This window comes from Lysinibacillus sp. FSL R7-0073 (assembly GCF_038009065.1).
GTDB lineage: Bacteria > Bacillota > Bacilli > Bacillales_A > Planococcaceae > Lysinibacillus > Lysinibacillus fusiformis.
The window spans coordinates 3,581,253-3,595,136 of the sequence record NZ_JBBPAS010000001.1; the positions used below are offsets into that span (position 1 = coordinate 3,581,253).

At 36.9% G+C, this 13,884-nt stretch carries 14 protein-coding genes and 1 riboswitch; of the genes, 4 read left to right on the plus strand and 10 right to left on the minus strand.

Annotated features, from left to right (window positions below; translation table 11 throughout):
- Positions 1–57: 57 nt before the first annotated feature.
- The 5 genes from MKY88_RS17945 to mbcS all read right to left on the minus strand — a co-directional run bounded on the left by MKY88_RS17945 (position 58) and on the right by mbcS (position 5,140).
- Positions 58–987: a class I SAM-dependent methyltransferase gene (locus MKY88_RS17945; protein WP_069482328.1), complete on the minus strand. Its 930-nt coding sequence runs from the start codon at positions 985–987 to the stop codon at positions 58–60.
- A gap of 89 nt (positions 988–1,076) precedes the next feature.
- Positions 1,077–1,580 (minus strand): thiol peroxidase, encoded by a 504-nt coding sequence (gene tpx, locus MKY88_RS17950; RefSeq protein ID WP_069482329.1) that lies wholly within the window; start codon positions 1,578–1,580, stop codon positions 1,077–1,079.
- Between the two features lie 139 nt (positions 1,581–1,719).
- Complete coding sequence (locus MKY88_RS17955) at positions 1,720–2,346, minus strand: RDD family protein (RefSeq protein WP_193832859.1); 627 nt, start codon at positions 2,344–2,346, stop codon at positions 1,720–1,722.
- Positions 2,347–2,358: 12 nt separating this feature from the next.
- A complete protein-coding gene (gene sppA / locus MKY88_RS17960; protein ID WP_340814343.1) occupies positions 2,359–3,372 on the minus strand; it encodes a signal peptide peptidase SppA in 1,014 nt (337 codons plus the stop codon).
- Positions 3,373–3,556: 184 nt separating this feature from the next.
- Positions 3,557–5,140 (minus strand): acyl-CoA synthetase MbcS, encoded by a 1,584-nt coding sequence (gene mbcS / locus MKY88_RS17965; RefSeq protein WP_328203956.1) that lies wholly within the window; start codon positions 5,138–5,140, stop codon positions 3,557–3,559.
- 187 nt (positions 5,141–5,327) lie between these two features.
- Positions 5,328–5,426: riboswitch (TPP riboswitch) on the plus strand.
- An 86-nt stretch (positions 5,427–5,512) separates the two neighbouring features.
- On the opposite strand from mbcS, the gene thiM reads away from it, so the two are divergent.
- The 3 genes from thiM to thiE are packed head-to-tail and all read left to right on the plus strand — an operon-like array spanning position 5,513 to position 7,723.
- On the plus strand, positions 5,513–6,280 hold the full coding sequence (gene thiM, locus MKY88_RS17970; protein WP_340814344.1) for a hydroxyethylthiazole kinase: 768 nt from the start codon (positions 5,513–5,515) through the stop codon (positions 6,278–6,280).
- The gene (gene thiD / locus MKY88_RS17975) at positions 6,268–7,092 is read left to right on the plus strand and encodes a bifunctional hydroxymethylpyrimidine kinase/phosphomethylpyrimidine kinase (RefSeq protein WP_340814346.1); all 825 of its coding nucleotides are present in this window, start codon (positions 6,268–6,270) and stop codon (positions 7,090–7,092) included. The genes thiM and thiD overlap by 13 nt, the downstream gene beginning before the upstream one ends.
- Positions 7,082–7,723, plus strand: a complete 642-nt coding sequence (thiE, locus tag MKY88_RS17980; protein ID WP_069482335.1) for a thiamine phosphate synthase — start codon at positions 7,082–7,084, stop codon at positions 7,721–7,723. Before thiD ends, thiE begins: the two co-directional genes overlap by 11 nt.
- Before the next feature lie 73 nt (positions 7,724–7,796).
- Here thiE and MKY88_RS17985 read toward each other — a convergent pair whose 3' ends face one another.
- The 5 genes from MKY88_RS17985 to ezrA all read right to left on the minus strand — a co-directional run bounded on the left by MKY88_RS17985 (position 7,797) and on the right by ezrA (position 12,908).
- Positions 7,797–8,015, minus strand: coding sequence for an alpha/beta-type small acid-soluble spore protein (locus MKY88_RS17985; RefSeq protein WP_008176803.1), 219 nt, complete (start codon positions 8,013–8,015; stop codon positions 7,797–7,799).
- Between the two features lie 151 nt (positions 8,016–8,166).
- Positions 8,167–9,381: a tRNA uracil 4-sulfurtransferase ThiI gene (gene thiI / locus MKY88_RS17990; protein ID WP_069482336.1), complete on the minus strand. Its 1,215-nt coding sequence runs from the start codon at positions 9,379–9,381 to the stop codon at positions 8,167–8,169.
- A complete protein-coding gene (locus tag MKY88_RS17995; RefSeq protein ID WP_193832866.1) occupies positions 9,381–10,535 on the minus strand; it encodes a cysteine desulfurase family protein in 1,155 nt (384 codons plus the stop codon). The genes thiI and MKY88_RS17995 overlap by 1 nt, the downstream gene beginning before the upstream one ends.
- Positions 10,536–10,653: 118 nt before the next feature.
- A complete protein-coding gene (locus tag MKY88_RS18000) occupies positions 10,654–11,121 on the minus strand; it encodes a GNAT family N-acetyltransferase (protein WP_340814350.1) in 468 nt (155 codons plus the stop codon).
- An 83-nt stretch (positions 11,122–11,204) separates the two neighbouring features.
- Entirely contained in the window at positions 11,205–12,908 is a 1,704-nt protein-coding gene (gene ezrA / locus MKY88_RS18005; protein ID WP_069482339.1) for a septation ring formation regulator EzrA, read from the minus strand.
- Positions 12,909–13,070: 162 nt separating this feature from the next.
- Between ezrA and hisJ the strand changes: the two genes are divergently transcribed.
- Positions 13,071–13,865, plus strand: coding sequence for a histidinol-phosphatase HisJ (gene hisJ, locus MKY88_RS18010; RefSeq protein WP_193832867.1), 795 nt, complete (start codon positions 13,071–13,073; stop codon positions 13,863–13,865).
- Positions 13,866–13,884: the final 19 nt, after the last annotated feature.

Sequence of the window (13,884 nt, forward strand, 5' to 3'; positions counted from 1 at the left end):
TTGCAATACATAAAAAGGTATCCTACTGTAGGATACCTTTTTGAATTCTATGAGCAATTACTTGCCCTCTTTCCACATTTTCACTTTTTCAAAGAATAAAGCAAGTGCCTGTTTGTTTTGCATATTAGGTACTTTTGCTAAAAGCACTTCTTTAGGAGATTTACATTCCTTCGATTGTTTTTGCAAAATGACAATGCTCTTTTCTAATGATTTATTGGCAAACATGGATTCAGGTAGTTGAATAATCGCTTGAATCCAAGCATGCTTTTGAATGTACTTATGAAGTTGCTTAGACTGCTCTGAATCAAAAAGATGTGATGGCGCAAGGAAAAATAAGTAGCCACCTTCCTTTGTATAATTCATAGATTGCTCAATAAATAAATGGTGGGCATAGCTCATTCCCTCAGGCGCGCACAATTCATACTCAAGGGCAATTTCTTCATTTGGATAATAGCCAACAGGTAAATCACATACTACTGCATCAACAGGATTTGCCAATAAATCTTGTAAGGCATCCTGACGATATAACGAAATCGGTTGCTCTGTTAAATCAGCTGTAGCTGCAGCCAAACGTATAAGTAGCTCATCTACCTCTACACCTGTAGCCTCCACTTTACCATCTAATAAATTCATAACTGTTAGTAGTAAATTTCCCGTACCTACTGCTGGATCCATAATCGAAATTTTGTCATGCTCAAGACGTTCAGCAAAGATTTGCTCAACAAAATAGCCCACTAATAACCCTAACGTATCAGGTGTCATTTGATGGTTTGGTTGAGAACTTTTACGCATTCCTTTTAGAATGGCAATTTGAATAGCCTTGCGAATATCCTCTTTTGTCGCATCTTTTTGTGAGAAATCCACTTCGCCATCAAGCCATGCCTCTAGCCCATCTAGTAACCCCTCTAACAAAGTTGTATTGTGTTCTTTTTCGATTTTTTCAGCATGCTCATTTAGCATACCAAATAATTTCTCGATGTTTTCCATAGATAACTTCCTTTCAAGCAGAAAAGAGCCGTGACAAACACTCGTCACAGCCCCTTTGTCTAGTATTATCTTAGCCTAAATGCAGGCCATTATGCTAGTGCTTTAACAGCTTCAATAGCCGCTTCATAGTTTGGATGGTCTGTTGCCTCAGATACATACTCAACATATGTTACTTTATTGTTTGCATCCACAACAAATACAGCACGTGTCAGAAGACGTAATTCTTGAATGTACACGCCATAAGCCTCACCAAATGAAAGGTCGCGGTGATCAGAAACCGTTTGAACAGCATCAATACCTGCTGCCCCACACCAACGTTTTTGAGCGAATGGAAGATCTACAGATACTGTATAAATCACTACATTATCACCTAAGTTAGCTGCTTCTTCATTGAAACGACGTGTTTGCGCATCACATACACCAGTATCTAATGATGGTACAACACTAAATAAACGAATTTTCCCCTCTGAATCTTTTAATGTTACAGGTGAAAGGTCATTCGCTAATACTGTAAAATCTGGTGCTGAATCGCCCACCTTTACTTCATTACCTACTAGTGTCACTGGACCATTTTTAAATGTTACTTGTGCCATATAAACGCCTCCTAATCTTCATATGTACATAATATTACTAAATGAAGGGAATTAATTGCAACTAAGATAGCTTACTTTATTCGAAGTGTGTAAGCTATCAATAGAAAAGACTGTCTCTTCGTTTGAGACAGTCTCTAGTTTATTGTTCATTTTTTTCTTCTAGTTTTTCTAGCTCAGGTTTTCCCTCTTGTTCAATAGAAGCTATATGCTCTTCCTTTTTCTCTATAGAAAGTGGTGCCAAATTCTTTTCAATATAGACTTTCTCATGGACCACTGTTGTATCGGCGAAATAATCATGCAACCCTTGATTGTCTGGCAAAATAACTACCAAAATATAAAGAGGCATCACAATATTATTAATAATACGCCCAATCCATTCACGGAATAACACATCCGACCAAGTAAGGTTATCATGCTTTAATGATATAACACGTAATCCAAATACCATCTTCCCTAGCGTTTGACCAAAAAATTTTGTCATAAGGACAAAATAACAGTAATAAAGAATCGCCGAAATAATGGAGATTGGGGCATACCAAACTGATTCTGATAAGGACCAATCCATTAAATAAAAGATAGGATTAATGAGTATTCCAACTACAGCAGATACAATAAATCCATCCAATAGAAATGCCCACAATCGAATCCAAAAGCCTGCCGTTTTTAATGTGTAGTTTTTTTGCCTTGTTGAATCTTCCGTGCCATTGTTAAAAAAGTCATTTTCCATTGAGGGTGAACCTTGCATAACAACTTCATTGTTTGTCATTGAACTCCCTCCTTAGTATTCCCCGTATAAATACATCATTTTAGGTGCATTGTAATCCGTCATAATTTTCATTAGCATTTTTTCCTCCGCAGAAGGACCGAACATAGAGCCAATTTTCATTCCGACAACAGATTGCCATCCGCCCATGTCATAGGCATATTCAAACAATACAGCATCTTCTAGTCCAAAATCTGCGCGTAAAGCTGCAATGGCAGCTTGTTCGTCGCCAATTTCATCAACTAAACCTGCTTCAAGTGCTTTTGTACCGCCTAGGATACGGCCATCCGCCACTTTCTTCACATCAGCTTCTGACATATTACGGCCTTGTTCAACGATATCCACAAATTCTTCGTATGTTTCATTGATCATATCCTGCATCATCGCACGTTCCTCTGGTGTCACATCACGCATTGGACTTAGCATATCCTTATGCTCGCCAGATTTAAACGTTTCGAATTTGACACCTACTTTTTCAGCCAATGCTTGATAATTAATAGATTGCATGATTACACCAATCGAGCCTGTTATCGTATCACGATGGGCAAATATTTTATCTGCTGGAGCTGAAATATAATAACCACCAGATGCTGCCATCGAATCCATCGATACATAAATTGGAATTTGTCGTTCTTCTTTAATCTTCAATAGCTTTTTATAAATTTCAGCAGATTCTTTTACCCCTCCACCCGGAGAGTTAACACTTAAAACAATTCCTTGAATCGTATCATCATACAAAATATTATCCAATTGTTCTAAGAAAAATTGATGATCATATGCAACAGGTTGCCATAGTGAACTTGATCCAATATCTTGGATTGTTCCATCTACCTTTAAATAGGCAATCCTTTTATCAAAATTATCTCCTTCAATTACATTTTCATATACATCTAGGTTATTTCCTGCCATTAAACTGTCAAAACTACCTAGGAAATCTGCTTTAAATAGTGCAAAAATGGTATTAATCCCTAATGAAAATAGTAAAAGAACACCTGCCACTATTAAAGCAACCCACCTTTTAACATTCATGTCTTTCCGCCTCCTTATCACGTAATACGTATGACTTGCTCGTTTGTTTCATTTTTTTGCAATAATATGCAAAAAGTTTTATTCTATTTATTTCCTCATAATACCTTACCTAAAAATAAAAAAAAAATCAAAGTTCATTTCTTTGCATGAACTTTGATTTTCGACATTATTTCCTAGGAAATGATTAATGTACAAGGTATTTTAATTCTTGTTGTCTTAATTCGACACGTCTAATTTTACCAGATGCAGTTTTGGGTAACTCTGTAACAAATTCAATAGCACGTGGATATTTATAAGGTGCCGTTAATGATTTCACATGATTTTGAAGGATTTGAATAAGCTCTTGATTACCATTGACACCATTATGAAGGATAATAAATGCTTTAACGATGTTCCCGCGAACCTTATCGGGGCTTGCAATGACAGCAACCTCTTTCACAGTCGGATGCTTCATCAATGCATCCTCTACTTCAAAAGGTCCAATTGTATAACCTGAGGAAATAATAACATCATCTCCGCGACCTTCAAACCAAAAGTAGCCGTCCGCATCTTTATAAGCTCGATCCCCAGTTATATACCAATCACCACGGAATTGTAAATTTGTACGTTCAGGATCATTTAAATATTTTTTAAAAAGTGCAGGTGTTTCTCGATGAACAGCAATATCACCAACTTCTCCTATAGCAACTGGCTCACCAAAATCGTCTATAATTTCAACGGTATTGCCTGGCGTAGGTTTGCCCATCGAACCAATTCTTGCCTCCATACCTACCATAGTCCCTACAAGAAGTGTATTCTCAGTTTGACCATAACCATCTCGCACTTGTAGATGGAAAGTGTCCCAGAATTTTTTAATGACTTCACTGTTCAACGGCTCACCTGCTGAAACAGATTGTCGAATTGTGCTGATATCATACTCCTGTAAATTTTCAAGCGCTGCCATAAAACGATATTCAGTCGGTGTGCAACATAAGACATTCATTTTAAATTTTTCAAGCAACGCTAAATACGTTGCTGCATCAAACTTTCCTTTATAAACAAATGCAGTGGCACCGCTCCCTAAAATCGCGAGAAACGGACTCCAAATCCATTTTTGCCATCCTGGTGCTGCTGTTGCCCATACAATATCACTTTCTTCTACACCTAGCCAATTTGGGGCTGTTGTCCGTAAATGTGCATAGCCCCAACTATGTGTATGCACTGCAGCTTTCGGATTTCCTGTTGTGCCACTTGTATAAGCTAAAAAGGCATGGTCTGTACTTTTTGTTGGTGTAGAACTTATGTAAGTTGTTGGTTGCTTTCGCATTTTGTCTAATAACGGCTGCCATGGCTCATGTGCATTTCCGATAACAAATTGCTGTATATCTTGTAAATTTCCTACTTGATTAAATTGCTCAATATAAGGCTCAAAGGCTACAACTGCTTTAGCATCAGCATGATGAATACGATACTCAATATCTTTAGTTCTTAGCATTTCAGAGCTTGGAATGATCGTTAAACCCGCTTTTAATGCAGCAATATAGACAATGTATGCTTCTACTGAGCGTGGTACCATTACTAAAATGACATCACCTTTAGTTAATCCATTTTTCGTAAAAACATGTGCCGCCTGATTTGCTCTTTCAAGTAAATGTGCATAGGTGATAAATTGTACATCAGAATGCTCATCATAAATAATCAATGCATTTTTAGTTAAATCCTTTGCATATTTTTCAAATTCATCTGTTATGTTATACCATTCTGGTGCTACTAATTCTTGTCTATTCATGGCAATTGCCCCCTTTTGTTAAGACACATTATACTCCTTTCTTAGTATTTTCAATGGTTTACACTTGATTTAAGTAAAGTCATGACAACTATCATGCTTAGCTATATGGCATCAGTCACGTTTTGTCGATAGGAAAACTCGCTATTGAATACATATAAAAAGTATGGTACATTTTGGTCAACTAAAAGCAAGATTGCAGGGGGACTCATAAAGAGTTGAGAAGGTAAAACCTGACCCTTTGAACCTGTTAGTTAATACTGACGTAGGGAGCAATGAACATCGTTTTTTCAGATGAAAGGCTCTTTTTCGTGCGTTTTTACACAAAAAGGGCCTTTTTTGCATGCTTACGTCCACCCATAAAGGAGGACAAAAATGATTTTTCAAACAGTTCGTCAACAACAACCGCTTATTCACTGTATAACTAATTATGTCGTGGCTAATTTCCAAGCAAATGGCCTATTGGCATTAGGTGCCTCTCCTGTCATGGCTGATGATAGCCATGAGGTTGAGGAAATGGTCGCCATTGCAGACGCTCTTTTAATCAATATTGGTACACTAAATGCTCGAACAAAAGAGTCGATGCTGTTAGCAGGAAAAAAAGCAAATTCCCTTGGCATTCCTGTTATATTAGATCCGGTTGGCGCAGGTGCCACAGTTTATCGCAAGGAAACCATACACCTATTACTTACAGCGATACAATTTTCAGTCATACGCTGTAACAAAGGAGAGCTTGCGGCATTAGCCAATGTGGAATGGCAACAAAAAGGTGTTGATAGTGGTGAGGGATTTATTGCCATAGAGAAAGAGGCTACATTATTGGCTCAACGCTACAACTGTATGGTCATTGTTACAGGCAAACATGATTTTATGACAGACGGTGTGCAGAGCCAATGGATTACTGGTGGAAATTCACAAATGACTGAAGTAACTGGTACAGGCTGTTTACTTAGTGCTATATGTGGAGCAGCCTACTCTGCAGGAGAAGATCCGTATAGCCAATTAGCGGAAACACTCACATACTACAAAAAAGCAGCTGAGTTAGCATCCGCATTTACAGAGGATATCGGGGATATTCAAATTGCTTTGCTTAATGCCTTACATCGTCTTTCAAAGGAGGGTGAGGCTTCATGCATATTGTAACGACAATTGCAGGCTCAGATAGTGGCGGTGGCGCTGGCATTCAGGCTGATTTAAAAACATTCCAGGAATTAGGGGTTTTTGGCACTTCAGTTATTACAGCTTTAACTGCTCAAAATACACTTGGTGTAACAGGGGTTTTCCCAATTGAAGTTGACTTTGTTGAAAAACAATTTCATGCATTAATAGAAGATTTTTCGATTTCTGCGATTAAAACAGGGATGCTTTATTCCTCGGAAATTATCCAAAGTATCGCACACATTATTGACGATTTAAAAATCCCACTGATTGTTGATCCAGTTATGATTGCAAAAGGTGGAGAAAGCTTATTACAACAAGAAGCTATCGAGGCCATGCGCATGTCTTTACTACCTCTTGCTACAATTGTGACACCAAATATACCGGAAGCAGAGGCACTTACAGGAAGAAAAATAAATCAATTCTCGGATATGGAGAAAATTGCTCAATGCTTTTTCCAACTAGGTGTTCAATGTGTCATCATTAAAGGTGGGCATCTACCCAATTCGTTAGATGCAATTGATTATGTATTTATAAAAAATAACAAATCCTTTTCCATGCAGTCTCCTCGTATTCCGACGAAAAACACACATGGTACAGGTTGTACATTTTCAGCAGCTCTCACTGCTTTTCTTGGTAAAGGGTTGACTATTGAAAAAGCTATTATCGAAGCTAAAAAATTTATACAATTAGCCATTATGCATGATTTAGCCATTGGTAATGGTCATGGCCCTACAAATCATTTTGCTTATCAGCTACATAAAGGTGCCTGCGAGGTGAAACTACTTGAAACGTGAAGATTTACAGCTTTATTTTATTATGGGTACAGGCAATGTTTCTCAACAGGAACCTTTAGCTGTACTCGAACAAGCGCTGCGGGCTGGCATTACTATGTTTCAATTACGTGAAAAGGGTCCTTTTGCATTAACAGGACTAGCTTATGAGCAATTTGCCCGTCAATGCCAAAAACGATGTCAACATTACCATGTGCCGTTTATTATCAACGATGATGTAGACCTTGCAGTTCGACTTGGTGCAGATGGTGTTCATATTGGCCAAGATGATGAACAGATTGCCATTGCACGTAAAAAAATGGCAAACCGGCTCCTTGGCGTTTCTGTACATTCACAGGAAGAACTACAAACGGCTATTGACCATCATGTGGACTATGTAGGAATTGGACCTATTTTTGCCACAACATCTAAAAGTGATGCACAACCACCATGTGGCACATATTTTTTACAGCAAGCTTCCAAATTACAACCTAACTTGCCCATTGTGGCCATAGGTGGAATAAATTGGACTAATGCTGATAGTGTTTTGCAAGCTGGTGCTGACGGAGTTGCTGTTATTTCTGCTATCTGTGGCAGTAAGGATATTGAACAAACAGTATCCATGTTTAAGTCTTTATCTCGCATAAAAAAATGATTGATAAACAAACTAAAACCAGTGCCTTTTACGGTCACTGGTTTTGAGTTTATAAATGCTTAGTTAGCATTTATTAGTTGTTGTTGTTTGGCATACCTTTTAATTGAGATTCTGCCATTTGTACAAGACGTTTAGTGATTTCACCACCAACGGAACCGTTAGCACGAGCTGAAGCGTCAGCCCCTAATTGAACACCAAATTCTTGTGCAATTTCGTATTTCATTTGATCAAGTGCTTGTTGTACACCAGGTACTGCAAGCTGGTTTGAACTGCGGTTGTTGTTTGAAGCCATGTTTCTCACCTCCTTGTGAATATAGAATGTGCGTTATTAGATTTTTAATACAAAAAAAATAAAGGTAATATGTACCTCTATTGGCATATGGCTAACTATACAAAAAAACCGTCTCAAATAAGCTATTTGAGACGGTTTTTGAAATTCTGATTTATAAAAGATCAGCAAACTTATCTTGCTTTTTCTCTTCTTCTTTCTTAGGGAAAATATAGACCTCACGATTTTTGACCGCGCGTGCTATAAGTTCATCAAAATCAGAAAAGCTTTCGTAATGCTCAACCTTTTCGAGCTTAGGCTTTGTTTTAGGACTAGCAGGCGTAAAGATTGTACAGCAGTCCTCAAAAGGCTGAATAGATGTTTCATATGTGCCGATTTGTTCAGCTAACTCGATGATTTCTAATTTATCTGATGAAATTAATGGTCGTAAAATAGGTGTATTCGTTACTGCATTTATTGCCGTTAAGCTTTCAAGTGTTTGACTTGCTACTTGTCCAAGACTTTCTCCTGTGACAATTGCAAGAGCACCGATTTCCTCTCGCACTTGATCAGCAACCTTCAACATCATACGACGAGTTGTTGTCATTGATACATTAGAAGGTACTTTTTCTTTAATCAGAACTTGTATTTCAGTAAAAGGAATAACATGCAATCGTATATTAGCTCCAAATTTAGTTAACTCATTTGCAAGCACTTTTACTTTTTCCAATGAATTTTGGCTTGTATAGGGCGGACTAAAAAAGTGAATGGCTTCTAAACGGACTCCGCGTTTCATCATTAAATAACCTGCAACTGGACTATCAATACCACCTGAAAGCATTAACAATGACTTCCCGTTTGATCCTACTGGCATTCCTCCTGCACCTGGAATGACTTGTGCCATCATATAGGTTGCATCATGGCGGACTTCTACACGTAACTCAATATCAGGTTGCTTCACTTTAACAGATAAATTATTAAATTGAGGTAAAACATATCCACCAATCTCCCGTTGAATCGCGTGTGATTCTAATGGGAAGGTTTTATCGGTACGTTTCACTTCCACTTTAAACGTATATGGCTTTTCTTTAAATGTCTCCATTATCGTAATCGCAAGTTTTTTCATACTTTCCATATCTTTTTCACATGCTGCAACAGGACTAAATGATTGAATACCAAAAATTTTAGGCAAACCTGTTACTAGTGTTTGCATTTGTGCTTCATCCTCTATCGCAATAAACATTCGATCACGCTCTGTACGAATATGGAGATGTCCTAAATCCGCAAAAGCATGACGGATATTTTCACGTAAACGACGGATAAAATCCATCTTGTTGCGACCTTTTGTAGAAAGTTCACCGTATCTAATTAAAATTTCTTTCCAAATCATTACTTTATTTCTCCTTTAAGCTCTAGCATTACTTCTGCTAATACTTGTTTAAACTTTTCTATATCTTCGGTTGTGTTATGTGCACCAAAACTAATACGGATGACACCTTTTTTATAATGCTCATCTAGATGCAATGCTTCGACAACATGACTTGTTTTAGTTTGCTTCGAGGAACAAGCACTTGATGTTGATACAATAACGCCTCGTTTTTGCATCGCATTAATGATGACTTCTCCTTTTAAATCGCGAACACTGAAAGATAAAATATGTGACGCTCCCTGCGGAGTCGATAAAATATGAATAGCTTCTCCATATTCGTGTAGCTGCGCAAGTATTTCATCATGCCATTGACGATAATTTTTTGCATGGTCATTCATGGTTTCAACCGCAATACGAGCTGCCTTAGATAAAGCGACAGCTTGTGGAACAGCTACAGTCCCACTACGCAATCCAAATTCTTGGCCACCTCCAAGTGCATATGGCTGCCATCTTATCGCTTTACGAAATGCTAATACACCAGAGCCTTTAAAGCCATGAATTTTATGTCCTGAGATTGAAATACAATCCGGTCCCTCTTCACCCTTAAAGGATACAGCTAATTTTCCAAAGCTTTGTACAGCATCCACATGTAAGGCTGCCCGACTCATTTCATGGATTAATTTAGCAGCTTCCTCTATCGGTTGAATAGCACCCATTTCATTGTTTACATGCATCATACTTACTAAAATTGTATCTTTACGTATTTTTGCACGAAGTTCATCCAACGAAATAATACCATGCTGATCAACATTTAAATATTCCACTTCAAAGCCCTCTTTTGAAAGCTGTTTAACAGTCTCTAAAACAGAAGGATGTTCTATTTCAGACGTTAAAATATGTTTTCCTATATGTGTATTGCTACGTGCTATTCCAAAAATCGCCGCATTATTCGATTCCGTACCACCTGAAGTAAATAGCACATTTTTTGCTTCTGTTTGCAAAATATCTGCTACTTGCTCACGTGCACGCATTAATAAATCATTTGCTTCAACACCCATCGCATGGATAGATGCAGGATTGGCATAATACTGCTCATTCACAACCATAAACGCCTGTAGAACTTCTTTTAATGGCTTTGTTGTGGCACTATTATCTAAATAAATTGTATCGTTCATTATATTTTCACACACTTTCAAAACGTTGATGTAACGGTTTTTATCATAACGCAATCTGTGGAGATTGACCACTAACTTTAACGATAATTCATATTTTAATCATTAGAAAGGATCGCACTTACAATTTTTTTAACATCGTAATAAATTCCGTTGGTGTACTAAATTCGAGCTCTTTCACAAATCCTAATTTTTCATAAAGGCATATAGCTCGCTTATTGAATTGGGCGACTGTTAAACGGAGTGGCATAGAGTATTCTTGATGGATATTCTTGATGATAAATGAAAAGAATTTTGTACCAAAACCTTTTCCCGTTAGCGTTGGCTTCATGCCAATACCAATATCTATATACTCTTTTGAATAAGCGTTAAAATCATGTCCTTTTGGCACTTGGGCAGCTGACCCCGTGCAATAAAAACCGATTAATTTCTCATGCTCATTAATAATGGCAAAATATGGATTGTCAAGAAATTCTCGCAAGGATTCCTCGGATAATTCATTATTATAAAAATCATAGGGCTTTTCGTATTGCCAACATATAATTTCCTGAGCATACGTTTCATTCATATTTCGAATTAATAGTTCCACCCGTATCACACCTTTTTCAAAATTTAAAAAGAAAGCTGTCTAAAAAGTAATTGCTATACTTTTTAGACAGCACAAATGTAGTTTTAATTTTTTGTCATAGACTGTTCTGCTACCATTTCTTGAATGCGTTTTAATGCACCTGGCTCCATTTCTTCCACTGCTGTCCCTGCTTCCTCTAATGCTTTGGAATAACGGAATTGATGGAATGCTTCCTCTGCCTCTTTTAAACGTGTATTTAATGTTGGATTGGATGCACGATGGCGATTACCATACTGAATAATGCGTTCAATGAGCATGACATTCTCTATTAATTCATGAGCTTTTGCTTTAACATCCTCTACACAAAGTGTCGCAGCATTTAAATTATTATGAACCGTTCCCATATTTAGCGGAACTTCCTGTAGACTTTGCATAACTACGTATATATGCTCTGCCGCTTCATCAAGTCGTGCGTCCATCTCCTCCGGGACTCCTGGAATATTCGCCTTATTTAGGAGACGATCTGTATCTTGTAATATTTTCTTTAAGTTTTCGACTTGAGCACGAGCCTTGTTTTCATCAATACGAAGTTTCTTCATTGTATTAGACAGATGACCTTGCTCTTCATGAATTCGTTCAAGCTCTTCACTTATTTCTATTAATTCTTCTTGCAAGCTTGAATACGCAGACTTTTCTTCTTTGACACGCATTGCTAATAAATCATAACGACGTTGCAGTGCTTCCAATTGCTTTAAAGCTGCTTTTGGAATTTCAGCATCCTTTTCGTTTAAGTGATAGCTTTGTTGTACATAGTTTGCCTCATCACTCACTGATTTTGTAGACGTTATAACATTTGTGATTGAGCTTAATAAACGGTCACAATTTTGATCCACATAATTTTTGGCAATAACCTCTTTTTCCAGTAAATCATAAAAATGATCAATTTCTTCATTTATTTCAGTTACGCGAGGTTTAACAACCATTAAATTTAGCTCTGCTAGGTCATTTTTTAACGAAGCAAATTCTTTTTCATAATTGTTTAATGCCTCTGCTAATTCTAAATGCTGCAGATAGTAGGATTGGTCTTCCATTTCACGTTGACCATTACGCAATTCCTGAACTGCTCCTGGGAGTTTAACTTGTAATTCCGTCAAAATTGTTGGGACATCATTAATATATTCGAATGTCTGCTGTGACTCTTGATTTAAGCTAATCACAATTTCTCTTGCTTGCAAGTAATTACCTTCATTCGTCAGAACATCAAATTTTTCAAATTTCTCAACAAATTCCTCTAGCTTTTTCTCCAGTGCAGGTAATGCTACACCAAAGGAATGCTGGTGTGCTAGCAATGTTTTTCTCGCAGAACGGTAATATTCCTTTAACTGTTCAATTTCAATTCTATTTTTTTCTTCGCTGCCAATTAATTCATTTAATTCCTCTAAAATTTTATCTTTATCTTGGTCACATTTTTCTATATAGTCTTCGATTTCACGTTCAATTAATGTCGCTTTTTTAAAACGAAGTCGATTAATTTGATCTTCTGCATCAAATAAAAGTGAATCGATTTTAGTCATATGTACATCGATGACTTCATCCCAAATATTGCGCCATCGTTCAAACATTTCTTCCGTTTCACCGTTCATGTTCAAAGATTTTACTTTTGAAATTTCTTCATTTATAGGTTTATGTTGTATTTGTAATTTTTCATTTTCAAGTTTTGCAATAATTGCAACATGTTTTCTTCGCATCATAAATCCTACTATGGCTAAAATTAATAGTAGGATAATCGGAATGATGATATACTCCATCGTAAGCCTCCTATTCTACAATAAACGAATTGGCTAGTTGTATTTATTATATACTATGTTTTCGCCTTTTGTACTAAAATTTAAGTGATTTTCAGAAAACTGTATTTTTGCTATTGTAAAATATTAAAATAGCGGTCTATAGATCTAAAGGAGTGGTACATTTTGAAACGTGATGGGCATATACATAGTCCTTATTGTCCACATGGCAGTTCGGACACGTTCATTCAATATATTGAAAAAGCAATTTCTCATAATTTCACAGATATAACGTTTACAGAACACGCCCCATTACCAGACAGTTTTATTGATCCTACCCCACAGCAAGATAGTGGGATGAAACCCGAGTATCTCATGCCATACATTGAAGAATTACAATGCCTGCAAAAACAATATGCCAATGATATTCGCATTCGTATCGGGTTAGAAGTTGATTATATCAAAGGTTTTGAACAAGAAACTCGTCATTTTCTTGATACCTATGGACATTTTTTAGATGATGCCATCTTGTCAGTCCATTTTTTACAGTGGCAGGATACCTTTGAATGTATCGACTTCTCTCCTGAATGCTTTATCAATTTCTCTAAGAAAGTTGGCTCTGTTGAACAGGTATATCATTTATATTATGATACAGTCCTACAATCTATAAAGGCAGACCTTGGTCCCTATAAACCAAAACGGATTGGGCACCCAACACTTATTCATAAATTTCAGCTAGCACATCATGAAAAAATAAATGACGACACTCGAATTCACCAAGTTTTAGACATTATGAAGCAAGATGGCTATGAATTAGATGTAAATAGTGCCGGTTTAAGTAAGCAATTTTGTCAGGAGCCCTATCCCCCATTTGCCTTTATCAATTATTGTCATGCTATTGAATTACCTTATGTATTTGGTTCAGATGCCCACTGTGTGGCGGATTTACATCAACATTATAATGTTATATTACCAATCTAAATAACTTTTAAACGAGGTG

Excerpts from the sequence above, each read along its gene's own strand:
- MKY88_RS17945 (WP_069482328.1), bottom strand. The coding sequence starts at position 987 with ATGGAAAACATCGAGAAATTATTTGGTATGCTAAATGAGCATGCTGAA.
- tpx (WP_069482329.1), bottom strand. The coding sequence starts at position 1,580 with ATGGCACAAGTAACATTTAAAAATGGTCCAGTGACACTAGTAGGTAAT.
- MKY88_RS17955 (WP_193832859.1), bottom strand. The coding sequence starts at position 2,346 with ATGACAAACAATGAAGTTGTTATGCAAGGTTCACCCTCAATGGAAAAT.
- sppA (WP_340814343.1), bottom strand. The coding sequence starts at position 3,372 with ATGAATGTTAAAAGGTGGGTTGCTTTAATAGTGGCAGGTGTTCTTTTA.
- mbcS (WP_328203956.1), bottom strand. The coding sequence starts at position 5,140 with ATGAATAGACAAGAATTAGTAGCACCAGAATGGTATAACATAACAGAT.
- thiM (WP_340814344.1), top strand. The coding sequence starts at position 5,513 with ATGATTTTTCAAACAGTTCGTCAACAACAACCGCTTATTCACTGTATA.
- thiD (WP_340814346.1), top strand. The coding sequence starts at position 6,268 with ATGCATATTGTAACGACAATTGCAGGCTCAGATAGTGGCGGTGGCGCT.
- MKY88_RS17985 (WP_008176803.1), bottom strand. The coding sequence starts at position 8,015 with ATGGCTTCAAACAACAACCGCAGTTCAAACCAGCTTGCAGTACCTGGT.
- thiI (WP_069482336.1), bottom strand. The coding sequence starts at position 9,381 with ATGATTTGGAAAGAAATTTTAATTAGATACGGTGAACTTTCTACAAAA.
- MKY88_RS17995 (WP_193832866.1), bottom strand. The coding sequence starts at position 10,535 with ATGAACGATACAATTTATTTAGATAATAGTGCCACAACAAAGCCATTA.
- ezrA (WP_069482339.1), bottom strand. The coding sequence starts at position 12,908 with ATGGAGTATATCATCATTCCGATTATCCTACTATTAATTTTAGCCATA.